The sequence below is a fragment of the Aeromonas sp. QDB30 genome (assembly GCF_027707645.1).
Classification (GTDB): Bacteria; Pseudomonadota; Gammaproteobacteria; order Enterobacterales; family Aeromonadaceae; genus Aeromonas; species Aeromonas caviae.
Genome location: NZ_JAPCIY010000027.1, coordinates 22,514 through 49,258, shown reverse-complemented (window position 1 = coordinate 49,258; position 26,745 = coordinate 22,514). Strand labels below are relative to the sequence as shown.

23 protein-coding genes and 2 pseudogenes are annotated in these 26,745 nt (G+C 63.6%); 8 read left to right on the top strand and 17 right to left on the bottom strand.

All coding sequences use genetic code 11. From position 1 onward, the window contains the following. Positions 1 to 72: 72 nt before the first annotated feature. From PG896_RS10550 to pspA, 10 genes and pseudogenes are all read right to left on the bottom strand, one after another. Positions 73 to 956: pseudogene (locus PG896_RS10550) on the bottom strand (CHASE sensor domain-containing protein); the annotation flags it as partial. Beyond that, positions 953 to 1,494 (bottom strand): annotated as a pseudogene (locus PG896_RS10545) (YfiR family protein). The pseudogenes PG896_RS10545 and PG896_RS10550, both read right to left, overlap by 4 nt. Positions 1,495 to 1,692: 198 nt before the next feature. Then, complete coding sequence (gene tyrR, locus PG896_RS10540; protein ID WP_010674540.1) at positions 1,693 to 3,240, bottom strand: transcriptional regulator TyrR; 1,548 nt, start codon at positions 3,238 to 3,240, stop codon at positions 1,693 to 1,695. A gap of 142 nt (positions 3,241 to 3,382) precedes the next feature. Beyond that, the gene (locus PG896_RS10535) at positions 3,383 to 3,721 is read right to left on the bottom strand and encodes a 4a-hydroxytetrahydrobiopterin dehydratase (RefSeq protein WP_010674539.1); all 339 of its coding nucleotides are present in this window, start codon (positions 3,719 to 3,721) and stop codon (positions 3,383 to 3,385) included. Between the two features lie 41 nt (positions 3,722 to 3,762). Beyond that, the gene (phhA, locus tag PG896_RS10530; protein ID WP_201872073.1) at positions 3,763 to 4,557 is read right to left on the bottom strand and encodes a phenylalanine 4-monooxygenase; all 795 of its coding nucleotides are present in this window, start codon (positions 4,555 to 4,557) and stop codon (positions 3,763 to 3,765) included. A gap of 166 nt (positions 4,558 to 4,723) precedes the next feature. Next, positions 4,724 to 5,767, bottom strand: coding sequence for a YcjF family protein (locus PG896_RS10525; protein ID WP_201872075.1), 1,044 nt, complete (start codon positions 5,765 to 5,767; stop codon positions 4,724 to 4,726). 49 nt (positions 5,768 to 5,816) lie between these two features. Then, positions 5,817 to 7,223, bottom strand: coding sequence for a YcjX family protein (locus PG896_RS10520; RefSeq protein ID WP_103858955.1), 1,407 nt, complete (start codon positions 7,221 to 7,223; stop codon positions 5,817 to 5,819). 72 nt (positions 7,224 to 7,295) lie between these two features. Next, positions 7,296 to 7,700 carry an envelope stress response membrane protein PspC gene (gene pspC / locus PG896_RS10515; protein WP_010674535.1) on the bottom strand — a complete coding sequence of 135 codons (405 nt, stop codon included), beginning with the start codon at positions 7,698 to 7,700 and terminating at the stop codon, positions 7,296 to 7,298. 106 nt (positions 7,701 to 7,806) lie between these two features. Beyond that, on the bottom strand, positions 7,807 to 8,043 hold the full coding sequence (gene pspB, locus PG896_RS10510) for an envelope stress response membrane protein PspB (protein WP_210538510.1): 237 nt from the start codon (positions 8,041 to 8,043) through the stop codon (positions 7,807 to 7,809). Positions 8,044 to 8,046: 3 nt separating this feature from the next. Continuing rightward, positions 8,047 to 8,727 carry a phage shock protein PspA gene (gene pspA / locus PG896_RS10505; RefSeq protein ID WP_010674534.1) on the bottom strand — a complete coding sequence of 227 codons (681 nt, stop codon included), beginning with the start codon at positions 8,725 to 8,727 and terminating at the stop codon, positions 8,047 to 8,049. Positions 8,728 to 8,923: 196 nt separating this feature from the next. Here pspA and pspF point away from each other — a divergent pair, with 196 nt between their 5' ends. From pspF to PG896_RS10475, 6 genes are all read left to right on the top strand, one after another. Next, positions 8,924 to 9,970, top strand: a complete 1,047-nt coding sequence (gene pspF, locus PG896_RS10500) for a phage shock protein operon transcriptional activator (RefSeq protein ID WP_161469905.1) — start codon at positions 8,924 to 8,926, stop codon at positions 9,968 to 9,970. 136 nt (positions 9,971 to 10,106) lie between these two features. Then, positions 10,107 to 11,702, top strand: coding sequence for an ABC transporter substrate-binding protein SapA (sapA, locus tag PG896_RS10495; protein ID WP_200164922.1), 1,596 nt, complete (start codon positions 10,107 to 10,109; stop codon positions 11,700 to 11,702). 61 nt (positions 11,703 to 11,763) lie between these two features. Next, positions 11,764 to 12,723, top strand: coding sequence for an ABC transporter permease (locus tag PG896_RS10490; RefSeq protein ID WP_201872077.1), 960 nt, complete (start codon positions 11,764 to 11,766; stop codon positions 12,721 to 12,723). An 89-nt stretch (positions 12,724 to 12,812) separates the two neighbouring features. After that, positions 12,813 to 13,706 carry an ABC transporter permease subunit gene (locus PG896_RS10485; protein WP_010674530.1) on the top strand — a complete coding sequence of 298 codons (894 nt, stop codon included), beginning with the start codon at positions 12,813 to 12,815 and terminating at the stop codon, positions 13,704 to 13,706. Positions 13,707 to 13,785: 79 nt separating this feature from the next. Beyond that, positions 13,786 to 14,784, top strand: coding sequence for a peptide ABC transporter ATP-binding protein (locus PG896_RS10480; RefSeq protein ID WP_010674529.1), 999 nt, complete (start codon positions 13,786 to 13,788; stop codon positions 14,782 to 14,784). An 82-nt stretch (positions 14,785 to 14,866) separates the two neighbouring features. After that, positions 14,867 to 15,652: a peptide ABC transporter ATP-binding protein gene (locus PG896_RS10475; RefSeq protein ID WP_039039015.1), complete on the top strand. Its 786-nt coding sequence runs from the start codon at positions 14,867 to 14,869 to the stop codon at positions 15,650 to 15,652. 138 nt (positions 15,653 to 15,790) lie between these two features. Here PG896_RS10475 and miaE read toward each other — a convergent pair whose 3' ends face one another. After that, positions 15,791 to 16,549: a tRNA isopentenyl-2-thiomethyl-A-37 hydroxylase MiaE gene (gene miaE / locus PG896_RS10470; protein ID WP_270835684.1), complete on the bottom strand. Its 759-nt coding sequence runs from the start codon at positions 16,547 to 16,549 to the stop codon at positions 15,791 to 15,793. A gap of 93 nt (positions 16,550 to 16,642) precedes the next feature. After that, the gene (locus PG896_RS10465; protein ID WP_042863778.1) at positions 16,643 to 17,653 is read right to left on the bottom strand and encodes a LacI family DNA-binding transcriptional regulator; all 1,011 of its coding nucleotides are present in this window, start codon (positions 17,651 to 17,653) and stop codon (positions 16,643 to 16,645) included. Positions 17,654 to 17,906: 253 nt separating this feature from the next. On the opposite strand from PG896_RS10465, the gene ascF reads away from it, so the two are divergent. Then, the gene (gene ascF, locus PG896_RS10460) at positions 17,907 to 19,361 is read left to right on the top strand and encodes a PTS cellobiose/arbutin/salicin transporter subunit IIBC (protein WP_201872079.1); all 1,455 of its coding nucleotides are present in this window, start codon (positions 17,907 to 17,909) and stop codon (positions 19,359 to 19,361) included. 31 nt (positions 19,362 to 19,392) lie between these two features. Continuing rightward, the gene (locus tag PG896_RS10455) at positions 19,393 to 20,823 is read left to right on the top strand and encodes a 6-phospho-beta-glucosidase (RefSeq protein WP_201872081.1); all 1,431 of its coding nucleotides are present in this window, start codon (positions 19,393 to 19,395) and stop codon (positions 20,821 to 20,823) included. A gap of 89 nt (positions 20,824 to 20,912) precedes the next feature. On the opposite strand, the gene purF is transcribed toward PG896_RS10455, so the two are convergent. The 5 genes from purF to lolA all read right to left on the bottom strand — a co-directional run bounded on the left by purF (position 20,913) and on the right by lolA (position 26,708). After that, positions 20,913 to 22,433, bottom strand: coding sequence for an amidophosphoribosyltransferase (gene purF, locus PG896_RS10450; protein ID WP_041215287.1), 1,521 nt, complete (start codon positions 22,431 to 22,433; stop codon positions 20,913 to 20,915). An 18-nt stretch (positions 22,434 to 22,451) separates the two neighbouring features. Continuing rightward, the gene (locus PG896_RS10445; RefSeq protein WP_048207538.1) at positions 22,452 to 22,943 is read right to left on the bottom strand and encodes a CvpA family protein; all 492 of its coding nucleotides are present in this window, start codon (positions 22,941 to 22,943) and stop codon (positions 22,452 to 22,454) included. 175 nt (positions 22,944 to 23,118) lie between these two features. Next, complete coding sequence (gene serS / locus PG896_RS10440) at positions 23,119 to 24,414, bottom strand: serine--tRNA ligase (protein ID WP_010674521.1); 1,296 nt, start codon at positions 24,412 to 24,414, stop codon at positions 23,119 to 23,121. Between the two features lie 280 nt (positions 24,415 to 24,694). Next, the gene (locus PG896_RS10435) at positions 24,695 to 26,032 is read right to left on the bottom strand and encodes a replication-associated recombination protein A (protein ID WP_124813929.1); all 1,338 of its coding nucleotides are present in this window, start codon (positions 26,030 to 26,032) and stop codon (positions 24,695 to 24,697) included. A 67-nt stretch (positions 26,033 to 26,099) separates the two neighbouring features. Beyond that, complete coding sequence (gene lolA / locus PG896_RS10430) at positions 26,100 to 26,708, bottom strand: outer membrane lipoprotein chaperone LolA (protein ID WP_039039163.1); 609 nt, start codon at positions 26,706 to 26,708, stop codon at positions 26,100 to 26,102. Positions 26,709 to 26,745: the final 37 nt, after the last annotated feature.

The following is a 26,745-nucleotide window of genomic DNA, read 5'->3' as shown; positions in this document are numbered from 1 at the left end:
TGCCGATGTGGAGCGGGTGATGTCACTTTGTAGCCGAGATTGGATAAAACTGACCTAATGTTTAATCCGATTGGTATCATTGATCTGCTTGAAACGATCGCAATCCAGATAGAGCAGGGCAAAACCTTCATGCCCCTTGTTGCCTGCCAGGATGGCCTGCTCCATGCGAGCCTCGAACAGAGCGCGGTTGGGCAGACCGGTCAGGGGATCATGGGTTGCCTGATGCAGCAGGCTGGCGTTCTCCCGCTTCTAGTGGGCCTGCCAGGCTTCCAGCTCGTCGAGCAGCGAATTGAAATCCTCACCCAGCTCGTGCAGCTCGGCGATATTGGCCGCCGGCACCCGCTCCTTGAGGGCCCGCTGGCGGCTGACGTTGTAAGCCACCTCGGTCAGGGCCTTGAGGGGGGCCGTGATGGAGCGCTGCATCCGGCGCGCCACATGGAGTGCCCCGAGAATACTGATGAGCAGGCACACCAGGGTAGCCAGCAAGGTCTGCAACAGGAATCGCAGCAGGTACTGGCCGTGACCGACCAGATGCACCCTGGCTATCTCCTTGTGCTCGCGCACCATGGGGAGCGCCACGGGCCCCGGCAGGATCAGGCGGGCCAGGTGCTGCTCCAGGGTGGTCCAGGGGGTGGTGATGTCCCGGCGCCAGCTCGCCAGTACCTGGCCGTCCGGCAGCACTATGCTGGCGCTGGCTATGTCTTCCCGGGAGGTGATGGTCTCCAGGGCATCCAGTGCCGCCTCCTTGTCATGGAAGACCACGGCCGCCTCAGTGGTGTAGCTGATGGCCCGCGCCACCAGCTTGAGGTTGTGATCCGCATAAAGGCGCAGCGCCAGCAGCGCCGTGACGGTCAGAAACAGCCCGGCCATGCAGACGGCAGTCAGGGAGACATCATGTGGGTGCGCCCCAGACTCTGTCGCAGGGTAAGCCTGGGAGTGGCGTGATGGACCGTCATCGCACCTCCTCATCGGCTCGCGCCAGCTTGAGCACGGCCGGGTGCACTCGCACACCGCTGCGGGCCAGCGCATCCAGATTGACCCGAAAACGCACCCTCTCCTCCCCGGCCTGCAGACAGAAGACCGCATCGGCGATGCATTCGCGGCTCTGCTCACTGATGCTGAGGATGGCGTGACCGCGCAGGCGTTCGAACAGGGAGAGGCGCTGCGCCGGTGCCAGCACCCCCAGATAGATGACATCGCAGCGCTGGATCAGCGCCTCATCGTCCATGTCGTAGCGATGGACCTCCACCGGTCGGCCATTGGCCTGCCGTTCGATGGTCAGAAGGGATGACGCATATTCCGTCGGCGCCGTGATGCAGAGCCGAAGTCTGGCGGGCTCGCTGGGCCAGCGGGTGTAACTGAGGATATCGAGCACGGTCTGGCGACCATGTCGCTGCGCGCCTCGGCGGAGGTTGCCGCCATGGCCTGGTTTGCCAGCATCAGCATGCAGCACAGTGGCGCCAGCCACATCAGTAACCGGAGGTAACAAAACATCTACATGGTGCCCGCGAGAGTGTCAAGGTCGGCGCCGGGATCACCCGACGCCCATGATGAGAGTGCCTGCATGGCACCGCACCGAGCTTACCAGCCGGGTGGCCAGCCCCCAGAGGCAAGTGGCACGGTTGCGTCACCGGGTGTCGCAGCCGCGCCTGCAAGGCACTCAATGCCCCAGGCAGACACCGTCCATCGACACTACTTCTTGCCAATCCCATATTCGCGCAGCTTGTTGGCGATGGCGGTATGGGAGACACCGAGCCGCTTGGCCAGTTGGCGGGTGGAGGGGAACGCCGGGTAGAGCCGCTCCAGCAGGCGGCTCTCGAAACGCTTCACCGCCTCGTCGAGCCCCCCTTCGAACCACTCGTCGATGAGCGGCATGGCATCGGCCGCCACCGGCAAGTCCACGTGCTCGGGTCCAATCTCGTCCCCTTCCAGCAGGGTCATGGCCCGATAGAGGCAGTTGCGCAACTGGCGCACGTTGCCGGGCCAGCGGTAGGCGGTGAGGTACTCGGCCATGTTGCGGGTAAAGCGCGGACGCGGGCGCTGCAGTTCGCTCGCAAAGCGCGACACGAACTGCTGGGCCAGGGCCATGATGTCCGCCTTGCGCTCGCGCAGCGGCGGCAGATTGAGGCTAAGCACATTGAGGCGGTAGTAGAGATCTTCGCGAAACTTCCCTTCATGGACCAGATCCAGCAACTGCTTCTGGGTGGTGCAGATGAAGCGCACGTTGACCCTCACTTCCTGCTCGTCACCGACCCGGCGAAACACGCCATCTTGCAGCACCCGCAGGAACTTGGTCTGCAGATGGGGGGACATGTCGCCGATCTCGTCCAGCATCAGGGTGCCGCCGCTGGCCAGCTCCAGCACCCCGCGCTTGCCCTCGGTGTTGTTGCCAAAGGCGCCGGGGGCATAGCCGAACAGCTCGCTCTCGGCCACGTTGTCCGGCATGGCCGCGCAGTTGAGCGCCATGAAGGGGTGGCTGGAGCGCAGGCTGGCGCCGTGGCAGGCCCGGGCCAGCAATTCTTTGCCGGTGCCGGTCTCCCCCACGATGAGCAAGGGGGCGTCCTGCATCGCGAGCTTGGCAGCCTGGGCCAGCACCTCTTTCATCTTCTGGCTCTCGGCCTGGAGGTGCTCAAAGCCCCCCACTTCCACCGCGTGCAGGGCACTGAAGTGCATGCCGACCCGGCGGGCGGATTTGAGCACCACCACGGCGCCGGCCAGAGCCTGCTTGCCCTTCTCTTCGGCCACGAACAGCGGCATCAGATCGCCCAGGTACTCTTCGCCACCGAGGCTCAGCTTGCAGGTCTGGGGCTTGATCTCCCCCGACTCCAGCCAGCGGCCAAACGAGAAGCCCTTGACCAGGGAGGCGATCGCCACGCCGCGCACCTCGTCCGGTGGCAACGCCAGGGTGGTGAGGGCGGCCTGGTTGGCCTGGGTCACCCGCCCCTTGCTGTCGAGGGAGAAGACCAGGTCCGGCAGCGCCTTGAGCAGGGCCTCTATCTCGTGGTGCTCCCGCTCGGAGGGCATGTAGGGGATGGTCTTGACGTCATAGACGCCGGGAATGCGGCGAATTTCCGGCATCAGATGCTGAAAGTCACGGAACTCCAGCTCGGGAAAATTGAGATAGATGATGCCTGAGGTATCGATTTCGATGCCGCGCAGATCGATGTTGTGCTCCACCAGTCGGTCGAGCAATTCCCGGGTCAGGCCCAGACGGTCTTCACAGCTGACTTCAAGACGCATTCGGCACACACTTCCTAGCTAACATTCTGAATAACGGGATAATACAGACTCGATCCCGCCAGTGCGAGCGCTCCCCCACAAAAATGCGGGCCTGCCCCGCTTTCACGGGGCAGGCCCTGTCTGCGTTGGCGCCAGACGGCGGTTACTTCATCAGACCGTCGGTGCGGGCTGCCATGATGAAGTCGTTGCGATGCAAGCCGCCTATCTTGTGGGTCCACCAGCTCACGGTCACCTTGCCCCATTCGAGCAAGATCGCCGGATGATGGAACTCCGCCTCCGCCAGTTCTCCGAGGCGGTTGGTGAACGCCAGCCCCTCCTTGAAGTTGCGAAACACAAATTCACGACGCAGTTGCAGCTCGCCGTTGACCACCAGGGGCTGCCAGTCGGGGATAAGGTGCATCAGCTCCCCCAGCTCCTGATCGCTCACCCTGGGGGCATCGGCGCGGCACGCCTCGCATCGTTGACTCGCCAGTTCAGTCATTCGGGACTCCTTTCATGAAACATCGTGGGAATGAATACGGGTCAGCTCGCCTGCTGGCCGGCAACAGGGGCAAAGCGGGGTGGACGCAGGCCAAGACGACGGGCCTCGGCCACGGCCGCCATGATCCCCTGCCCCTCCAGACCATAGAGGGTATCGAGACGAGGCAGCACGAAGTAGGTCGGCTGCATGATGTCGATGCGATAGGGGGTACGCAGGATCTCCAGCAGATCGAAGGGTTGCAGCTCGGGCTTGCCCGAGAGGGCATAGGCGGTCTCGCCGATGGAGGAGAGAATGCCGCCGCCGTAGATGCGCAGCCCCTCCTCCCCCTGCAGGAGACCGAACTCCACCGTGAACCAGTAGAGCCGCGCCAGATAGACCCGCTCCTCCTTGCTGGCATGGCGTCCGAGCCGACCATACAGGTGGGTGAAGTGGGCAAAGGCCGGGTTGGTCAGCATGGCGCAGTGGCCGAAGATCTCGTGGAAGATGTCGGGCTCTTGCAGGTAGTCGAGCTCATCCCGGCGGCGAATGAAGGTGGCGACGGGAAAACGGCGATCAGCGAGCAGCGCGAAGAAGTGATCAAAGGAGATGAGGGCCGGCACCGCCGCCACCGACCAGCCGGTGGCGGGCATCAGGGCAGCGTTGATCTCGCCCAGCTGGGGGATGCGGTCCAGAGGCAGGTCGAGGCGTGCCAACCCGGCCTGGTATTCGTCGCAGGCCTTGCCATCGAGCGCCGCAAGCTGGCGTGCAATCAGGATCCGCCAAGTGCCGTGCTCCTCGTCCGTGTAGTGGATCCGGCCCTGCCCATCCGGTTGGCGGGCCGTGTAGAGACTTGCCATGAGTGCTCCCATCCTTCGGGTGCCAGCCGCCATCCGGGCGGTCACTGGCCGTTGAGTCATGGGATCACTGTAACGGTTTGCCCCTCAAAAAAGCAGCCGACCCCGGGGTCGGCTGCTTTTGACAATTGTAAATTATTTGTGACATCCCTATCGAATCCCAGCCACCTCACGACTTGTTGAGATAACCCGCCAACTGGCCGATCAGCCGCTTGCGCAACTCGCCCAGTTTCGGCTTCTCGTCGGCACACCAGGGGAGCGGACGACAGGCTTCCATGGTACGCATCCCGAGGCGCGCGGTGAGCAACCCGGCCCCGACCCCTTGGGCAGCGCGGGCGGAGAGCTTGGCGGTCAGCTCGGCGCCCAGCAGATCCATCCCTACCTCGGTCACCAGCTCGGTGGCCCCCGCATAGAGCATGTTGCGAAACACCTGGCGAATGAGGCGGATGCGGCTCCAGTAGCCGAGCTCGATGGCATAGACATCGGCGATGTCCTCGATCATCCGCAGGTTGCGCCAGAGCATCAGCATCATGTCGACCGTGGCGAGCGGGCTCAGGGCCACCAGCACGGCGGCCTCCCCCGACCATTTGGCGACGCGGGCCTGGGCCAGCTTGTCCCGCTCGGTGAGCACCAGCTGGCTGTAGAGGGTCAGCACTTCCCGATCGCTGTGGCTCTCGTCAAGCTGGGATAGCCAGGTGCGATACCCTTCCCGCCCCTTGTCACCGCTCTTCTCGGCCAGGGCCTCGCAGAAGGCCTGCCCCTGACCCACCCCCTGGTGGGCCAGCAGATCTTCGGCTCTTGAGCGCACATCCTGGCGCCGCTTCAAAGTGCGCAGCCGCAGCCATTCGCGCCCCGCCACCCCGGCGGTACCCACCGCCACCAGGCCGGAGGCGAGCAGCCAGGCGCCGCCCCAGAAGGGGGAGGCGGCAAACTGATCCACCAGAAAAGCGCCAAACTGGCCAAGGGACAGCAGCCCCACCCCGCCCAGCCCCCAGGCCAGCAGACGATGACGGCGCCGAGGCCTGACGTGAAGCGCGGGTTCCACCTCGGTGAGCTCGTCCAGCGCGTCCAGAGGCTCGAAGCTCTCCTCTTCCAACCGCCGGGCCGGGGCGGGTGGCTTCGCTTCGCTTGCCATCGAAGGCGCGGGCTCCAGCGTCACCTTGCCTTGCAGAGGAGCGGCGTCATCGGTGCGCCATCTTGTCTGATCGTTCATCGCATTCTCTCCTGTGGGCGCCCCTCGAGCACAGCGGGCCACCCACCCGTTATTCGAGGTGATCCCCGAGCAGGAATTCCAGCGCCGCATCGAGCCGGATATGGGGGAGCGCCTGATGAGCGCTCATGGGCAGCGGGCGAAAGGCCTGAAAATCAAACCCTTGAGTTTTCCACCACTGCGCAGGCGGGATCTGGGCAGGCACCTCCCCCGGGAAGAGCAGCAAGGGCTCGCCCGAGAGGGTAGTGCCACGAATGGCGGGAAATTCCCGTCCGTCTGCCACCCCCTTGCCCACCTCGGTGGCCTTGATGGCGGCCAGCGCCAGGCATTCGGTCTCTATCCCCTCGAAGCGGGCCTGACCCCGGCCACGGCTCACCAGATGCTGCAGGAGCGACACCAGAGGCCCGTGCTGCTCCGGCGTGACGTGATCGGCCTTGCTCGCCACAAACAGCAGCTTGTCGATGCGCGGGGCGAACAGACGGCGCCACCAGTTGCTCTTGCCGTAGGCGAAGCTTTCCATGATGCGGGCGATGGCCTGCTGCATGTCACCAAAGCTCGCGGCACCGGCATTGAGGGGCGCCAGGCAGTCCACCAGCACGATCTGGCGATCAAAGCCTGCAAAGTGCTGCTCATAGAAGCCCTGTACCAGATGCTGCTTGTACTGCTCGAAGCGCTGCTTGAAGGTGGCGTAGAGAGTGCCGTCTTCGGGGGAGTGCGTGGGCATCTCCCACACCCAGGGCACGAATTGCAACAGCGGCGCACCGGCATACTCGCCGGGCAACACGAAACGCCCGGGCTGGATGAGGTGAAGCCCGAGATCCTGCTTGCAGGCGTGCAGATAATCGGTGTAGCGGGCGGCCAGTTCGCTGGCGGCCCGCTCCTCGAAGGCTTGATCTGCCTGCCAGAGCGGCGTCAACCAGCCTGCCGCCAGGGCTTGCAGCTCGGGGCGGCACAGTTGCTCCCGCACCTGCTCGCTCCACTGCTTGTAGTTCAGATCCAGCAGCGGCAAATCCAGCAGCCACTCCCCGGGATAATCCACCAGATCCACATAGAGGGTGGAGATCTCCCCCAGGTGCCGACGCAGCGGATGGCGGGTGCGATAACGGATCTCGAGGCGTACCTCGGCCACCCCCCGGGTCGGCGCGGGCCAGGCGGGCGGATCGCCAAACAGGGCATCGAGGCCCCGTTCATAGGGAAAGGTGGGAATGTGGGCGTTTTGCTGGGGCACCCGGCGAGCACCGAGGATGCGTCCCTGACGCTGGGCGTCCCAGAGTGGCAGACGACCGTCGATGGCCGCGTGCTCCAGTTGATTGACCAGCGCCGTGATAAACGCGGTCTTGCCACTGCGAGAGAGGCCGGTGACCGCCAGCCGGATGTGGCGATCCCGGGCCCGGTTCACCGCGTCAACGGCCTTGTGCTGGAGCACAGACCAGGAGTGTTCAAGTTTGTTGCGTATCAAGGCGGGTCTTCTTCTCCTTGTGATCACATCAGAGAGACGGCCGCGAGGCAGTATCCTCGCGGCCCGGCACGATTAGAGCTTGCTGAACTCCCGTTGCAGGGTGAACTCCTTGGAGGTCACCAGCTTCTCGATGCGCTGCACCCTGGGCTCCAGTGCATCCAGCTCCTGGCCGATGCGGGCAAGGGCCTGATGAGGTGTGACGCCAGCCTGCCAGCTGCGCGCCTTCATCCGCACCTCGGCGAATTCGGCATCCTCCTGGGAGTAGAGGGTGACCGGCTTCTTGTCGAGCAGGAACCAGGCGGCAATATAGGCGGTGAAGGTGATGAAACCGGCGAAGATGAGACCACTGATGGCCAGCAGCCGCACGATCCAGGTCTCCACCCCGAAGTACTCTGCCAGACCGGCACAGACCCCGGCAATCTTGCCTCGCTGGGGATCCCGGTACAGGTTGCGCCCTTCACGACTGACACTGTTCATACCTTGTTCCTCCAACCGGGGACTTCCGCATCCAGAATCGACGCCAATACGGTTCCGGCACGCTCCGGCTTTTTGCCACGGTCATGACATCTCTCATTGAAAACCGTCATACCTTGTTTCTCCAACCAGGAACCTCGGCATCCAGAATCGACTCCAGGGCGCCGACCCGTTCCTGCATCTTCTCGGCACGCACCAGCAAGCCCTGCAGCTGTTCACGCTCACCATCGGCAAGACCGGCGCCAATGCGTCCCTTGGCGCGGTAGTGCAGCACCAGCCAGATGGGGGCCACCACCACCATGAAGACCACCATGGGAACCATCAATACACCCAGCAGATCTGCCATCTGTTACTCTCCCTGTTTCGGTGCCGGATTGTGCTGGCCCAGCTTCTGGCGCATGGCTTCCAGCTCGCGGCTGATCTGGTCGTCCGCTTCCAGCTCGGCAAACTGCTGGGCGAGCGCCTTGTCGGACTGCCCCAGATCGGCGCGGGCTTCCATCTCATCGATGCGGCGCTCCATGCGCTCGAACTTGCTCACCACGGCCTGACTGTCGCCACGGGCCACCTGGCTTTGCACATTGAGACGGCTGCTGGCGGCTTCGCTGCGAATGGCCATCGCCTTCTGGCGGGCACGGGCGTCTTCCAGCTTGGCTTCCAACTGGCGGATCTCCTCCCCCAGCTTCTCGATGCCGCTGTCCACCGCCTGCTGTTCACGAGACAGGGCGTCGGCAAGCTCCGCCTGCTTGCTCTTCTCGATGAGGGCGGCACGGGCCAGATCTTCGCGCCCCTTGGTCAGGGCCAGCTCGGCCTTGCCCTGCCACTCGGCGACCCGCTCCTGATGGCGGCTCACCTGACGGCCGATCTCTTTTTGATTCGCGAGGAAGCGGGCCAGGTTGGAGCGCTCCTTCACCAGTTCATCTTCCATCTCCTGGATGATCAGACGCACCATCTTCTGGGGATCTTCCGCCTTGTCGAGCAGGGCCGTCAGATTGGAATTGATGATGTCGGCCAGGCGAGAAAAAATGCTCATGATTGTACTCCTGTGATAGGCATCGGGTTGTGTCTCCATTGACAATGGCAACTTGTGTGCCAATCTGGAACAATATTTAACTTGTTGATTTATATGGGCACTCAGAATGCAGTTCAAGTCCCGGGGAAACAAGTGATGATTAAAATAACCAACTTTTGGTAAGATTAACCAGATTTTTCAACTCACAGGGGCAGGGATGACCACGGCCACGGAAAGTCTGTTGGGTGAATCCAACGCATTTCTAGAAATCATCGAGCAGGCATCGCGCCTCGCGCCGCTGCGCAAGCCCGTGCTCATCATCGGCGAGCGTGGGACCGGCAAGGAGCTCATCGCCCACCGCCTACATTATCTCTCGGATCGCTGGGATCAAAGCTTTGTCACCATCAACTGCGCCACCTTGAGCGAGAGCCTGCTGGAGACCGAGCTGTTTGGCCACGAGGCGGGCTCCTTCACTGGCGCCGCCAAGCGCCATCAGGGGCGCTTCGAGCGGGCCGACGGCGGCACCCTGTTCCTCGACGAACTGGCCACCACCAGCGCCCGGGTGCAGGAAAAACTGCTGCGGGTCATCGAGTACGGGGAGTTCGAGCGGGTGGGCGGCGCCAAGCCCCTCAAGGTGGATGTGCGGCTGGTGTGCGCCACCAACGAGGATCTGCCAGCACTGGCGGAAAAAGGACGGTTTCGTCACGACCTGCTGGACCGGCTCGCCTTCGACGTCATCACCCTGCCCCCCCTGCGGGAGCGGCGCGAGGACATCCTGATGCTGGCGGAGCACTTCGCCCACGGCATGACCCGGGAGCTGGGGTATCCGCTCTTTGCCGGCTTCTCGCGCAAGGCGACCCAGCTGCTGCAAGATTACCCCTGGCCGGGCAACGTTCGGGAGCTCAAGAACGTGGTGGAGCGCAGCCTCTATCGCCAGGGCAACCCCCAGCTGCCGCTGGCGGATCTGGTGCTCAATCCCTTTGACTCCCCCTGGCGCCCCCGTGCCCGAGGTGACGCCGCCCCTTCCACGGACGCGCCGACCTCGGCAGAGACGGCCCCGATCCCGACCCTGCCGCTGGATCTCAAAGGGGCGGTAGCGGAGTACGAGATTAATTTACTCAAGCAAGCGATGCAGCAATCCCAGTATAATCAGCGCAAAGCAGCCCAGTTGCTGGCCCTGAGCTATCACCAGTTCCGGGGGATGCTGCGCAAATATCAATTGCTGGACGGGGATGACAACAGTGGCAACCAGGAGGCGGGCTGATGCCTTGCACCGGGTCTGTGCGCGCGGATAACGCGGCGCACGTCACCCCCGACGGGAGCGCCTGCCCGGCCGCCCCCCGCAACGCGCCCGCCCCCTGGCGGGCAACTTTGTCTGAAAACATGGTTCCAACATGAGAATGCTCACCCCCCTGCTGCTTGGTCTCCTGGTCCTGGTCAGCGGCTGTCAGAAACGCGATGAAGCCTCCAAAACCGGGCTCATCTATTGTGCCGAAGGGGCACCCCGAACCTTCAACCCGCAGCTTGCCAATTCGGATGCGACCCTGGATGCCAGTGCCCGTCCCATCTACGATCGCCTGCTCGAGGTCAATGCCAACACCCTCGGCATCGAAGGGGGGCTCGCCACCCGCTGGCAAAGCAGCGAGGACGGCCTCTCCTATACCCTGACCCTGCGCAAGGGAGTGACCTTCCACCGTACCCCCTGGTTCAGCCCGACCCGTCACTTCAATGCCGACGACGTCCTGTTCACCTGGCAGCGTCTGCTGGACGAACACCACCCCTTCCACGCCGTCTCCGGCGGCGAGTACCCCTATTTTTACAGCCTGGGGCTCGGCAACCTCATCAAGCGGGTCTACAAGAAGGGGTCCTATGAGGTGGTGTTCGAGCTGAACCGCCCCGATGCCTCCTTCCTCGCCACCCTGGCCAGCGACTACGCCATCGTGCTCTCCGCCGAGTACGGGGAGCAGATGCTAAAGGCCGGCACCCCGGCGCTGCTGGACAGCCGCCCCATCGGCACCGGCCCCTTCAGCTTCAAGGAGTATCGCCACAACGAGTTCGTGCGATACCTGCGTCACCCCGGCTACTGGGGCGGCGAGGCCAGAATGGAGCAGCTCATCTACGACATCACCCCCAAATCCTCCAAGCGCCTTGCCAAGCTGCTGACCGGCGAGTGCGACGTGATGAGCACCCCCTCTGCCAGCCAGTTGTCGGTGATAGACAAGGACTCCCACCTGGATCTGTCGGTGCAGTCGGGGATGAACGTCGCCTTCCTCGCCCTCAATACCCGCAAGGCCCCGTTCAACAAGGTGCAGGTGCGCCAGGCTCTCGCCAGCGCCATCAATGTGCAGAATCTGCTGCAGGCAGTCTATTTCGAGACCGGCCAGAGCGCCGCCAGCCTGCTGCCGCCCCTCTCATGGGGCTACAACCCCTCCCTGCCCCAGCGCAAGCCGGATCTCAAGCTCGCTCGCCAGTTGCTCAAGGACGCGGGCTACCCCAACGGCTTCGAGATGCAGGTGCTGGTGCAACCCGGCGCCCGTCCCTACAACCCGGACGGCCTCAAAACGGCGCAACTGATGCGCAGCGATTTCGCCAAGATTGGGGTGAGCCTCAAGATAGTGCAGCAGGCCTGGCCGGTCATTGAGACCCGGCTCGCCCATGGACAATATGACAGCCTGCTCTCGGGCTGGATCGCCGACAACGCGGATCCGGACAACTTCTTCCGCCAGTTGCTGAGCTGCGCCGCCGTCGAGCGGGGCAACAACTACAGCCGCTGGTGCAGCCCGGCGTTTGATCAGCTGCTGGACGATGCGGTGACCACCCCGCAGCTCGCCTTCCGCCTGCGCAACTATTACTATGCCCAGTCCCTGCTCAACGAGCAGTTGCCGCTCATCCCCCTGGCCCATGCCCTGAGAACCCAGGTGAGTCGCAGCGACATTCAGGGGCTGACCCTGATGCCCTTTGGCGGCACCACCTTCAACCAGGCCCATCGGGAGTGACCATGACAGATAACCACTCCATCGTCGGGCCATCGGCGCACCGCCCTCAGGAGGCATAAGCATGTTTTTCTATATCCTGCGCCGCATCACCCTGCTGGTGATCACCCTTCTGGTGCTGACTCTGGGGGCCTACCTCCTGGAGTTTCGCCTCATCACCCAGGTGCTGGATTTCTGGCACGGCTATCCTGACTTCCTCCAGCGCATCGCCGCCGGGGATTTCGGGCTCTCCAGCGTCTCCGGCCAGCCGGTCCTCGACGAGATCCGTCACTACTTCCCGGCGACCCTGACCCTCTGCCTCGCCGCCTTCGCCATCTCGCTGCTGGTGGGCATCCCCCTGGGCACCCTGGCGGCCCTCTATCAGGGGCGCAGCCTGGACCTCTCCATCATGGCCGCCGGCCTCGTCGGCTATGCCATCCCGGTCTTCTGGCTGGGGCTGCTGATGGTGATGTTCTTCTCCCTGGATCTTGGCTGGCTCCCCTCTTCTGGCCAGCTCAGCCTGCTCTACGACGTGCCCTCCATCACCGGGATCGCCATCGTCGATGTGCTGATGAGCCAGGAGCCCTGGCGGGAGGCGGCCCTGCACGACGCCCTGCGCCATCTGGTACTGCCTTCCCTGGTGCTGGCCGTGGTGCCCACCACCGAGGTGATCCGCCACGTGCGCAGCGCCCTCATCGACGTGATGAAACAGAACTACATCAAGGCCGCCGCCAGCCGCGGACTCTCCCGCCGCCAGATCGTCTGGCGTCACGGGCTCAAGAACGCCCTGCCCCCGGTGTTGCCGCTGCTGGGGCTGCAACTTGGCAGCGTGCTCACCTCCGCCATGATCACCGAGGTGGTGTTCGACTGGCCCGGCATCGGCCGCTGGCTGGTGAGCAGCATAGCGCTGCAGGACTACGCCGCCATCCGCGGCGCCTTCCTGGTGGTGGCGAGCTTCGTCATCTTCATCAGCGTCAGCACCGATCTGCTGACCACCATCATGTATCCGGCACGGCGTAAAGAACTCTATGCAAGACAAGATTGATTGCGGTCTGTGGATAAACCACGGCGGCCCATGGGCCACCGGTGCACAGACGTGCCCATCCCCTTGCGACCAGCACGGGAGCCTGCACCATGCACGATAAATCGAACATCTATCCGGAGCTCAAGATCCTCTCCCCCCTGGAGCAGACCTGGGCCTCCTACCGGCGCAACCCGCTGGCCATGGCGGGGCTCTGGTGCTTCGGGCTGCTGCTGCTGGTGACCCTCATCGGTCCCCTGGTGATCCCCTACGGCATCGACGATCAGCACAGCAACCACCTGTTGCTCGCCCCCTCCTGGGCCAACAGCGGCAACATCGATTACTTCCTGGGGACCGACGATCTGGGGCGCGACATCCTCTCCCGTCTGGTGGCCGGGGCCAGGCTCACCTTCGGCAACGCCCTGCTGGTGGTGCTCATCGCGCTGGTCATCGGCTCGGCCATCGGCATCCTCGGCGGCATGAGCAAGGGGGTGAAGTCGAGCGTGCTCCATCACCTGCTCGATACCCTGCTCTCCATCCCGTCCCTGCTGCTGGCCATCATCGTCGTGGCCATCCTGGGGCCGGGTCTGTTCAACACCCTGATCGCCATCACGCTCGCGTTGATACCGCCCTTCATCCGGGCCACCTACAACGCGGTTCACGCCGAGATGCAGAAGGAGTACATCATCGCCAGCCGCCTCGACGGCTCTCCGCCCCAGCGGATCATGCGTCTGGCCATCTTGCCGAACATCGTCGAGACCCTGGTGACCCAGACCACCCGCACCCTCTCCGCCGCCATCCTGGACATCTCGGCGGTGGGCTTCCTCGGTCTCGGGGCCCAGTCTCCCCAGCCGGAGTGGGGTGCCATGCTGGCCGACTCGAGCGATCTTATCTATCTGGCCCCCTGGACGGTGACCCTGCCCGGGATGGCCATCCTGTTCAGCGTGCTGGTGACCAACCTGGTGGGCGAAGGCATTCGCGAAGCACTCAAAGAGGGGAACGACTGATGTTGCCAGCCTTGTTATCTATCCCCGCCCCCGGACGCCCTGAGCGACCCGGCTGCGCCCTGAACGGGGGACGTTGCTGATGCCCCTGCTCGACATACGCAACCTCACCATCGAAATCGACACCCCCCAGGGCAAGGTCAAGGCGGTGGACAGAGTCAGCCTGACCCTGAACGAGGGGGAGATCCGCGGGCTGGTGGGGGAATCCGGCTCGGGCAAGAGCCTGGTGGCCAAGGTGATCGTCGGCATCCAGAAGGACAACTGGACGGTGCGCGCCGACCGGATGCGCTTCAACGACATGGACCTGCTGACCATGGCGCCCAAGGAGCGGCGCCGCATCATGGGGCGGGAGATAGCGATGATCTTCCAGGACCCCATCAGCTGCCTCGACCCCTCCGAGGAGATAGGCACCCAGCTCGAAGAGGCCATCCCCACCAGCGCCTTCACCGGCAAGTTCTGGCAGCGTTTCCAGTGGCGCAAGAAGCGGGCCATCGCCCTGCTGCACCGGGTTGGGGTCAAGGATCACCGCAAGGTAATGCGGGCCTATCCCCACGAACTGTCGGACGGCATGTGCCAGAAGGTGATGATCGCCATGGCCATCGCCAACCAGCCGCGCCTGCTGGTGGCGGACGAGCCCACCAGCGCCATGGAGTCCACCACCCACTCCCAGATCCTGCGGTTGCTGGACAAGATGAACAAGCTGGGCAATACCACCATCCTCATCATCAGCAACGACATCGCCGCCATCGCGAACCTGACCGACACCCTCAACATCATGTATTGCGGCCAGATGGTGGAAGTGGGGACCCGGGACCAGATCCTGGAATCCCCTCACCACCCCTATACGGATGCCCTGCTCAAATCCATCCCCGACTTTGACAAACTGGTGCGCCACAAGTCCCGGCTCGAGACCCTGCCCGGGGTGATACCGCCGCTGCAGCATCTGCCCATCGGCTGCCGCCTCGGCCCACGCTGCCCCTACGCCCAGAAGCAGTGCGTGCAGACGCCGCTGATGAGCAAGGTCAAGGGGCATCAGTTCAGTTGCCACTTCCCGCTCAACATGGAAGAACCGAAGAAATGAACCGGCACCAGACCCTGATCCGGGGCACCTGCCCGCCCCGTCAGCCCCTCTATCCGGCGAGCACACCCAAGGAGACCACGTCGTGACCGAACCTTCCCTGTTGCAGGTCAGGGGCCTGTGCAAGACCTACCAGAACCGCACCGGCCTGTTCAGGCGCCGCGCGGTGGAGGCGATAAAGCCCCTCTCGTTCGATCTCGAGGTGGGCCAGACCCTGGCCATCGTCGGGGAGGCGGGCTCGGGCAAGAGCACCCTGGCCCGCATTCTGGCGGGCATGATTGAACCGAGCGGCGGGGAGATCGCCATCGAGGGGCAACCCATGGTCCACGGCGATTACCAGACCCGCTGCAAGCTGCTGCGGATGATCTTCCAGGACCCCAACACCTCCCTTAACCGGAAAATCCGGGTCGGCCAGATCCTGGAGACCCCCCTTCGCCTCAACACGGCCCTGAGCGAGGAGGAGCGCCGGGAGAAGGTGATCCAGACCCTGCGCATGGTGGGCATGCTGCCCGACCACGCCCTCTTCTATCCCCAGATGCTCTCCGCCGGCCAGCAGCAGCGAGTGGGGCTGGCACGGGCGCTCATCCTCAATCCCAAGATAGTGGTAGCTGACGAGGCACTCTCGACCCTGGATATTTCGGTACGCTCCCAGATCATCAACCTGCTGCTGGAGATGCAGGAGACCATGGGGCTGAGCTATGTGCTGGTGGCCAACGATCTGGGGATCGTCAGCCACATCAGCGACGAGGTGCTGGTGATGCACGAAGGCCGTGTGGTGGAGCGCGGCAAGACCTTGCGGGTCTTCGCCGATCCCCAGCACGACGTCACCCGCCGCCTCATTCAGAACTACAACAACGAATACCGCCGCTGATCCCGCGGCGCGTTTCCCCTTGTGCCAGACATAAAAAAACCCGGCCTGATGTCTCATCAGCCGCCGGGGGATTGCGCTCAAAAAGTGATTGCGTCGCTCGTAGTAGGAACAGGGGAATGGTAGGCAGCCCCCGTCACCTCAACAACTGTCAGATCTGACAGGCAGTCCGCTATGGAACCGGAATTGCGGATCCGGCGAACAGATGAGCTCGGCCTCCAGGCGACCGAAGAAGGCCACCCGCTCGCTGATGTCTTCGTCTGCGAACGTCTGTGCCAGGGCCAGGTAGTCCTGATAGTGACGCGCCTCCGAGCGCAGCAGGGAGACATAGAAGCGGCCAAGCTCCTCGTCCAGATGAGGGGCCAGCCTGGCAAAACGCTCGCAGGATCGCGCTTCGATATAGGCACCGATGATCATCTTGTCCACCACGGCCGCCGGCTCATAGGTGCGCACATGGGTCAGCAGGCTGCGGGCATAGCGGGAGGCGGTGACGGGACCATAGGGTATGCCCCGTGCGGCCATGATCTCCAGCACCTGCTCGAAGTGGTGCAGCTCCTCCTGGATGAGGCGCACCATGGGGAGCAGCAGGGGATTGCGCTCCAGCTCGGCAAACACGCTCCTGTCTGATTCGCCCATGGTGCGCTTGCCGAGGATCTCCGCCTTCTCCGGCAAGGCATCGAGCTCCCGGTAGAAGGTCAGCTTGGGCAGCAGGTGACGCTTCTCCTTGGGCAGGCAGTAGCGGCGCACCAGGCTGTGGGCGGTGAGTGCCGCCTTGTTCTCGCAGTTGGCGTGATCGATAAGCAGGGTCGGCAACTGGGCGGGATCCCGCGCCATTTCCACCCACTCATCCGGGGTCTCGCAATGCAGGAACTGGCGAACGGGGGCTAACAGGTCATCCATCTGAACTCTCATCTGTTGATACGACACGCGGCGCCTGGCGCCGGGGGGCCTATGCTAACGGATCCCGCCCGGCCTGCCCACCGCCATCATGGCTCAGCCCGTCAGACGCCTGAGGGAGTCGCGGCGGATCAGGGTGCCGCTGAAGGCGGGCAGTGCGTCCCGGCTCCCCTCCTCCACCATGGTGATCAGGCGGTTGATGGTCTCCTGGATCATCCCGTTCACCGGCATCTTGACGCTCGACAGCGCGGGAATGACGTAAGGGGCCAGGGGGATGTCGTCGAACCCCACCACCGAGACCTCGTCAGGCACCATCACACCGGCTTCGTGCAGCCGTTTGATGGCCCCGATCGCCATGTCATCGTTGCTGGCCACCAGGGCGCTGAAGCGAGCGCCTCGCGCCAGCAAGGTCGAGACGGCGGCCGCGCCACAGGCGGGGGTCCATTTGCCGGGAGCGATCAAGGTCTCCTGCACGGGGATGCCGTGCCGGATCAGCGCCTGCCGGTAACCGGCCAGGCGCTCGGCGCCGGTGGGGGAATCCGCAGAGCCTGCGATGAAGGCGATCTCCCTGTGCCCCATGGCCACCAGCTTGTCCACCACCGCCTCCGCCGCCGCCTGCTGATCCGCATAGACGCAGTGGGCCGGATGGCGGCTCAGACGCCGGTTGAGCACCATGATGGGCTGCTCATGCTGCTCGATGATCTCGTCCATCTCCTCCACCCCAAGAAAGCGCGGATAGATGATGACGCCATCGCAACGGGAATCGAGCAGATACTGGATGGCCTGGCGCTCCTCGTCGGCGCTGTGCTTGCCGTCCGCCAGTATGAGCTGGCGCCCGCGATCCTCGGTCATCCGCGCCACCTGGGAGAGCAGCTCGCCGAAGTAGACGCCGTGGTAGAGGGTGTTGGTAACCACCAGTCCCAGGGTCCGGGTATGCCTGGTCGCCAGCTGCCTCGCCACCAGGTTGGGGCGATAGCCGCACTCCTCGATGGCCTGCTGCACCCGGTCCCGGGTCTCCTGGCTGGTGTAACCATTGCCCGACAACACCCGGGAGACCGTCGCCTTCGACACCCCTGCCCGCCTTGCCACCTCCAGCATCGTCGTCATTGTGTTCTCCCTTGCTCGTAACGGGGCGCAGTGTACTGCACCGCCCCCGGCTTGTCGTCGCACGAATGGCGTGCAGGCCCGGGTTCAGTGATCCCATTCACGGATCCGGACGCTCGCTGCACAAGATGCTTGTCTCCCGCGCTCAGGCCGCGCACTCTATGTGGAACCGGTTCCACATTCAGTTTCATGCGCGTTCCCGCCCTTCGCGGCGGCGGGGGCGAGCAGGCCCACTTGGTTAAAAGGATCTACCTCGATGTCAAAAAACTATGCGGCTCTGGCCGGTACCGTCATCACCGCACTCGGCGGCGCCGACAACGTCGTCGCCGTGACCCACTGCATGACGCGGCTGCGCTTTGTGCTCGGCGATCCCGCCCGGGTCAATGGCCCTGCCCTCAAGGCGATCACCGGCGTGCTCGGGGTGGTGCAGGCGGACAACCAGTGTCAGGTGATCATCGGCAACACCGTCTCCCACGCCTATCGCGAGGTGCTGGCCCTGCTGCCCCAGGGTGGCGGGCAGACCCCGCTTCCGGAAGTTTCCGCTGGCTGGAGCCTGCGCCGCATGGGCGCCGCCATCCTCGACGCCCTGATCGGCACCATGTCCCCCCTCATCCCGGCCATCATCGGCGGCTCCATGCTCAAGCTGCTGGCCATGGTGCTGGAGATGACCGGCGTGCTGGAGAAAGGCTCCTCGACCCTCACCATCCTCACGGTGGCCGGGGATGGGGCCTTCTTCTTCCTGCCCCTGATGGTGGCCGCCTCCGCCGCCGTCAAGTTCAAGACCAACATGTCCCTGGCCATCGCCATCGCAGGCGTGCTGGTGCACCCCAGCTTCATCGAGCTGATGGCCAGAGCCGCCGAAGGAGAGCAGGTGACCTTCGCCCTGGTCCCGGTGACCGCGGTCAAATACACCTACACCGTCATTCCGGCCCTGGTGATGACCTGGTGCCTCTCCTACATCGAGGGCTGGGTCGACCGCATCACTCCGGCGGTCACCAAGAACTTCCTCAAACCCATGCTGATCGTGCTGATCGCGGCGCCGCTGGCCATCCTCTTCATCGGCCCCGTCGGCATCTGGATTGGCACCGCCATCTCCGGCCTGGTCTACACGGTCCACGACTACCTGGGCTGGCTGTCGGTGGCCATCATGGGGGCTTTGTGGCCCCTGCTGGTGATGACCGGCATGCACCGCGTCTTCACCCCGACCATCATCCAGACCATCGCCGAGACCGGCAAGGAAGGCATGGTGATGCCCTCCGAAATCGGCGCCAATCTCTCTCTTGGCGGCTCGTCCCTGGCGGTGGCCTGGCGCACCCGTAACCCGGAACTGCGCCAGACGGCGCTCGCGGCGGCCGCCTCCGCCATCATGGCGGGGATCTCCGAACCCGCACTCTACGGTGTGGCCCTGCGCCTCAAGCGTCCGCTCATCGCGAGCCTCATCAGCGGCTTTGTCTGCGGTGCCGTCGCCGGCATGGCGGGGCTCGCCAGCCACTCCATGGCCGTCCCCGGGCTCTTTACCAGCGTGCAGTTCTTCGATCCGGCCAACCCCATGACCATCGCCTGGGTGTTCGGCGTGATGGCCCTCTCCGTGGTGCTCTCCTTCGTGCTGACCCTGGTGATGGGGTTCGAGGACATCCCGGTCGAGAGCCCGGCCCCCCGCGCCGAGCCCGTGCAACCCGTCGCCACGAGCCAGGCGCAGGCCGGACTGTGACACCCCATTCAGACATGACAAGAGGTAACCAATGTCGTTAACAAGATTTCCCGAGGGCTTTCTCTGGGGCGGTGCCCTGGCCGCCAATCAGGCGGAGGGCGGCTATCTCGAGGGGGGCAAGGGGCTGACCACGGTGGACATGATCCCCCATGGCCCGCGCCGCATGGCGGTCAAACTCGGCCAGGAGAAGCGCATCACCCTGCAAGATGACGAGTTCTACCCAAGCCACGGAGCCATCGACTTCTATCACCGCTATCGGGAGGACATCGCCCTGATGGCCGAGATGGGCTTCACCGTGTTTCGCACCTCCATCGCCTGGGCCCGTCTCTACCCCAGGGGGGACGAGCGCGAGCCCAATGCCGAGGGCATCGCCTTCTACCGGGCGGTGTTCGAGGAGTGCAGAAAGTACAACATCGAGCCCCTGGTGACCCTGTGCCACTTCGATGTGCCCATGCACCTGGTGACCGAGTACGGCTCCTGGCGCAACCGCCAGATGGTGGAGTTTTTCACCCGCTACGCCCGCACCTGCTTCGAGCAGTTCGACGGCCTGGTGAAGTACTGGCTCACCTTCAACGAGATCAACATCCTGCTGCACAGCCCCTTCTCCGGGGCGGGGCTGGTGTTCGAGGAAGGGGAGCACCAGGATCAGGTGAAGTATCAGGCCGCCCACCACGAGCTGGTGGCCAGCGCCCTGGCGACCCGGATCGCCCACGAGGTGAACCCGGCCAACCAGGTGGGCTGCATGCTGGCGGGGGGCAACTTCTACCCCTACTCCTGCAAGCCCGCCGACGTCTGGACCGCCCTCCAGAAAGATCGGGAGAACCTCCTCTTCATCGACGTGCAGGCCAGGGGCGCCTATCCGGCCTATGCGCAGAGGGTGTTTCGTGACAAGGGGGTCACCCTGGTGAAGGGGCCGGAAGATGACGAGATCCTCAGGCACACCGTGGATTTCGTCTCCTTCAGCTACTACGCCTCCCGCTGCGCCGCCGCCGACATGAATGCGGGCAACACCAGCGAGGCCAACGTGGTCAAGTCCCTGCGCAATCCCCACATCGAGGTGAGCGAGTGGGGCTGGGGCATCGATCCCCTGGGCCTTCGCATCACCCTCAACACCTTGCACGATCGCTACCAGAAGCCCCTCTTCCTGGTGGAAAACGGCCTGGGAGCGGTGGACGAAGTGAACGAGCAAGGGGAGATAGAGGACGACTACCGCATCGCCTACCTGCGCGCCCACATCGAGGCCATGGGGGACGCCATCGAGGACGGCGTGCCCCTGATGGGGTACACCAGCTGGGGCTGCATCGATCTCGTCTCCGCCTCCACCGGCGAGATGAGCAAGCGCTACGGCTTCGTCCACGTGGACAGGGACGACGCCGGCCATGGCACCCTGGCCCGCCGGCGCAAGAAGTCGTTCTGGTGGTACAAGAAGGTGATCGCGAGCAACGGGGAGGATCTGGCCTGAGGCCCCCTCAGTTTCGCCGCAAGGCGCATCCATGCAACAGGGGGGCCGAGGCCCCCCTGTTGTTCATCACGCTGGCAATCTGAAAACGTTTAACTGCCTTCGTTGAAGATCTCGAGGTTGCTGGTCCCTTCCTGCCACTCGCGCACGGCCTTGTTGTCGTCGCTGCGCAGGGCATTGAGGTGGTCCAGATAACCCTGATCCACGTCGGAGGTGACGTAGTGGCCGTTGAAGACCGAGGTCTCGAAGTGGCGCAGCTCGGGGTTGATCTCCCGCACCGCCTCTTCCAGATCTTCCAGATCCTGGAAGATGAGGCCGTCAGCACCGATAAGCTTGCACACCTCTTCCACTTCACGACCATGGGCAATGAGCTCGTTGGCGGTGGGCATGTCGATGCCGTAGACGTTGGGGAAGCGAATTTCCGGCGCGGCCGAGGCGAAGTAGACCTTGGCGGCCCCCGCTTCACGGGCCATCTGGATGATCTGCTCGGAGGTGGTGCCCCGCACGATGGAGTCGTCCACCAGCAACACCTTCTTGCCCTTGAATTCGGAGCTGATGGCGTTGAGCTTGCGGCGCACCGACTTCTTGCGCTGGGTCTGGCCCGGCATGATGAAGGTACGGCCGATGTAGCGGTTCTTCACGAAGCCCTGACGGTACGGCAGGCCCAGGGTGTGGGCGATTTCCAGCGCCACGTCGCAGGAGGTCTCGGGGATGGGGATGACCACGTCCACGTCGAGATCGTCCCACTCCCGTGCGATCTTCTGGCCCAGCTTGCGACCCATGTTGAGGCGGGCGGCATAGACGGAGACCTTGTCGATGAAGGAGTCGGGACGGGCGAAGTAGACGTATTCGAAGATGCAGGGGTTCATCTGCGGGCTTTCCGCACACTGCTCGGAGAAGAGCTGGCCCTGCTCGGTGATGTAGATGGCCTCGCCCGGAGCGACGTCACGCACCGTCTCGAAGCCGATGGCGTCGAGGGCCACGCTCTCGGAGGCGAGCATGTACTCCACCTGCCCCTGCTCGTCGACCCGGCGACCCAGGATCAGCGGGCGAATGCCGTTCGGGTCACGGAACCCGATGAGGCCGTGGCCGATCACCAGAGAGACCACGGCATAGGCGCCGCGGATCTGCTGGTGCACCTTGCGCACCGCCGAGAAGATATCTTCCGGGCGCAGCGCCATCTTGTCGCACAAGTCCAGCTCGTGGGCCAGCACGTTCAACAGCACTTCGGAGTCCGAGGTGGTGTTGATGTGACGGCGGGCCACCTTGAACTGCTGCTCCTTGAGCTCCTTGGCGTTGGTGAGGTTGCCGTTGTGGGCCAGCACCATGCCGTAGGGGGAGTTCACGTAAAACGGCTGCGCCTCTGCCGCACTGGAGCTGCCTGCGGTGGGATAACGGACGTGTCCGATGCCGATATTCCCTTTCAGGCGCTGCATGTGGCGCACTTCAAACACATCCTTCACCAGACCGTTGGCCTTGCGTTGCCGGAAGTTTCCACTGTCAATGGTCACGATCCCGGCGGCATCCTGTCCCCTGTGCTGCAACACCGTCAAGGCGTCGTAGAGGGCCTGATTGACGGGAGTGGTGCCAACTATACCGACAATACCGCACATGTCTTTGCTACCTCGAAGTCACTGTACCTGTTGAAGAAAACTGGACGAGTTCATCATGAACCCGAAAAACCACTGGATCACCGGCTTGAACTCCGGCACCAGCCTGGACGCCATCCACCAGTCGCTCTGGGAGAGGCTGGTGAAGGTGTCCATGAAAAACAGCAGGGCGCTGACGATCAGCACCCCGCGAATGGCGCCAAAACAGACCCCGAGCACCCTGTCTGTGCCGGAAAGCCCGGTCTTTTCCACCAGCAGGCCCACCACGTAGTTCACCACGCTCCCCAGGATCAGGGTCGCCACGAACAGGGCGGCGATGGCCAGACCGTTGCGAACCATGGCATCAGAGAAAGAGGTGAAATAGACGGCGAGATCGGGATAGAAATGGCTGGCAATGAAAAAGGCGACGAACCAGGTGACCAGAGACATGGCCTCCTTGAGAAAGCCGCGCACCAGGCTGATGAGGGCGGAGAAACCGACGATGCCGATGATGGCGTAATCAATCCAGACCATAGAAAAAGATGTCCTGCGAAATTGCGGCGCAGTCTAACAAAAACGATTGCGCAATGCTTGATAAAATTGTGTTACAGGCCCGAAGGGAGCTATCCCTTCCCCTTGCGGCGGGTTTCCCGGGCCCAGAATGCACAACGCCATGGCATGCCATGGCGTTGTCGTCTGCAACGAGCGCTTACCCGATGTGGGTCAGGCCGCCCATGTAGGATTGCAGCGCAGCCGGGATGGCGATGCGGCCATCTGCCTGCTGGTAGTTCTCGAGCACGGCCACCAGGGTACGACCCACCGCCAGACCGGAACCATTCAGGGTGTGAATGAGCTGCGGCTTGCCGTCGATGCGCACGCGAGCCTGCATGCGGCGCGCCTGGAAGTCGGTGCAGTTGGAAACGGAGGAGATCTCGCGATAGGTGTTCTGGGCCGGCAGCCACACTTCCAGATCGTAGGTCTTGGCGGCGCAGAAGCCCATGTCACCGGTGGAAAGCGCCATCACGCGATACGGCAGCTCCAGCAGTTGCAGCACCTTCTCGGCGTGACCCACCATCTCTTCCAGGGCATCCCAGGATTTTTCCGGGTGCACCAGTTGCACCATCTCGACCTTGTCGAACTGGTGCATACGGATGAGGCCACGGGTATCACGACCGTAGGAGCCCGCTTCGGAGCGGAAGCAGGGGCTGTGGGCGGTCATCTTGATGGGCAGCTCCTGCTCGTCGAAGATCTCGTCACGGGCCATGTTGGTGAGCGGCACTTCGGAGGTCGGGATGAGGGAGAACTTGCGCACCTTGCCTTCGTCTTCCCCTTCCCCTTCGATGCCGGTATTGAAGAGATCCTGGGAGAACTTGGGCAGCTGGCCGGTGCCGTACAGGCTGTCCGGGTTGACCAGATAGGGCACGTAGCACTCGGTGTAGCCGTGCTGCAGGGTGTGCAGGTCCAGCATGAACTGGGCCAGGGCGCGGTGCAGACGGGCAATCTGGCCCTTCATGACCACGAAACGGGCGCCGGAGAGCTTGACGCCGTTCTTGAAGTCGACCCCCTTGGCCGCCTCACCCAGATCGATGTGATCGCGTACCGGGAAATCGAACTCACGCGGGGTACCCCAGCGGCGGACCTCCACGTTGTCGTTCTCGTCACGGCCCACCGGGGCGGTCTCGCTCGGCAGGTTGGGGATGGCGTCGGCGATCCCCTTGAGCTGGGCCAGCAGGGCCTCCAGCTCGACCTTGCTGGTCTCGAGCTCGTCGTTGATCTTGGTCACCTCGGCCTTGAGGGGGGCAACATCTTCACCACGACGGGCAGCCTCACCGATGGACTTGGAGCGGGCGTTGCGCTCGGCCTGCAGCTCCTGGGTGCGGGACTGCAGATCCTTGCGTTTCTCTTCCAGAACATTGACCGCCGCTACGTCCAGAACGTAGCCACGTGTCGCCAGACGAGCGGCAGCTTCGGTGATGTCGCTGCGCAGATATTTGGGATCCAGCATGGTTTACCTACTTTTTTTAATGGGATCTGGGCCCGGGTCATCGTGACCGGGTTGGGAAACAGATCCGGAAGTTAACATCGGTTGGCGCACCCCTTTGCCTTCGGAATCGGGCCTTCGAAATCAAGAAGATGGTGCAAGGCCAAGACAACCGGGGTCAGACGGGCAGTGTAGCAGACCGCCCCCCCGCCCGAACAGGGACTATTACGCCCGTTTTTGCCGGGCCCCCCTCCCCTGATGCCTTTGCCGTGCGCTTTCCGGGCAAGGGGCTTGAAGGTCTTTCCTATCGCTTGCGCGGGCTCTGCTTGTCCAGCTCGTGCAGATAGTCGAGCTTCTGGGCTATCTGCTTCTCAAGCCCCCGCTCGGTGGGTTGATAGTACTGCTTGCCGGCAAGCTCCGGGGGGAAGTACTGCTCGCCGGCGGCATAGGCCCCCGGCTCGTCGTGGGCGTAGCGATATTCGGCGCCGTAGCCCAGCTCGCTCATCAGCTTGGTCGGTGCATTGCGAAGGTGCGGTGGCACCTCGAAGTCCGGCAGGTTCTTGGCGTCGTGAAGCGCCGCCTTCCAGGCGGTGTAGACCGCATTGCTCTTGGGGGCGCAGGCGAGGTAGACGATGGCCTGGGCGATGGCCCGCTCCCCTTCCGCCGGGCCGATGCGATGGAAGCAGTCCCAGGCCGAGAGCGCCACCTGCATGGCACGGGGATCGGCGTTGCCCACGTCTTCCGAGGCAATCGCCAGCAAGCGGCGGGCGATGTAGAGGGGATCGCAGCCGGCGCTCACCATGCGGGCATACCAGTAGAGGGCCGCATCCGGTGCCGAGCCGCGAATGGACTTGTGCACCGCCGAGATGAGGTCGTAAAAGTGATCGCCGCCCTTGTCGAAACGGGCCACGTGCTCCCCCACCACGGCGGCGAGCAGGGTACTGTCGATCACTCGCGCCCCTGAGCTGTCGGCCTCGGCCATGTCGGCCAGGAGCTCCAGATAGTTCAGAGACTTGCGCCCGTCCCCATCCACCGCCTTGGCCAGCGCCTCCTTCACCCCGGGGGCGAAGGTCAGCGCCGGATCATTGAGCCCGCGAGCATCCTGCATCGCCTGATCGATCATGGCGAGGATGTCCTGCTCCTCCAGCCTCTTGAGCAGATAGACCCGGGCTCGGGAGAGCAGCGCATTGTTGAGCTCGAACGAGGGGTTCTCGGTGGTAGCGCCGATGAAGGTGATGGTGCCGTCTTCGATGTGGGGCAGGAAGACATCCTGCTGGCTCTTGTTGAAGCGGTGGACTTCATCCACGAACAGGATGGTACGCACCCCGCGCCAGCCGTTCTCCTTCGCCTTGTCGAGGGCCGCGCGGATCTCCTTGATGCCGGAGGTGACCGCCGAGAGCCGCTCCACCTCCGCCTGGCAGTAGTGGGCAACCAGTTCTGCCAGCGTGGTCTTGCCGGTGCCGGGGGGCCCCCAGAGGATCATGGAGTGGCAGTGCCCCGCCAGGATCGCTTTTCGCAGGGGCTTGTCCGGCCCCAGAATATGCTGCTGGCCGATGTACTGCTCGAGGGTTTGCGGCCGCATCCGGGCCGCCAGCGGACGAAAGTCCGAGGAGAAATCCAGGGATAAATTGCTCATCTGCATTGACCTTGCATCTGACCGGTCATAAACAACGCCCGGTCAGACGATAACGCCGGTAACGGCTGGCTCATCAGCGCTGGTCGTCCAGCTCGACCCCCTTCGGGATCTTGAAGACAAATTCGTTGCCCTTGAGCACCGGTTTGCGGTTGAAGCTGCTCAGGGTGAACTCGCTCCACTGGCCCTGGGCCTCTTTCACATCGAAGCGACTGATGTTGTTCTGACGGTCGAAGGTGATGCGAAAGGAGGCGATCAGCTCGTCCTTGTTGCGGCTGGTGACGGTATAGACATCCCCTTCCTGGGTCACGTCATAGTTCTTCCAGAGGCTGTTGTCGTTGCCCGCGATGAGCACGAAGGGGGTGTTGAGCACCGCATCCTTCATCTTGAGGGCGGTGACCTGCTCGACGAAGGGATCATACACCCACACATCCTTGCCATCGGCCACGATCAGGCTCTCGTCCGGGGAGGTAGTGTGCCAGTTGAAGCGGTTGGGCCGCTGCACCAGCAGGGAGCCGCTCGCCTTTTGCAGCTCCTTGCCCTTGCTGTCATAGACGGTCTGGGCAAACGTCGCGGAGAAGACATTGACAGAGGAGAGCTTCTCCTTGAGATCGCTGGCCGCATCGGCCCACACCTGGCTGCTGGCGACCAGCAGAATGGAACCCATCAACAGTTGTTTTTTCATCAGGCTCTTCATAGGGAGGTTCTCGATAAAAGGCCAC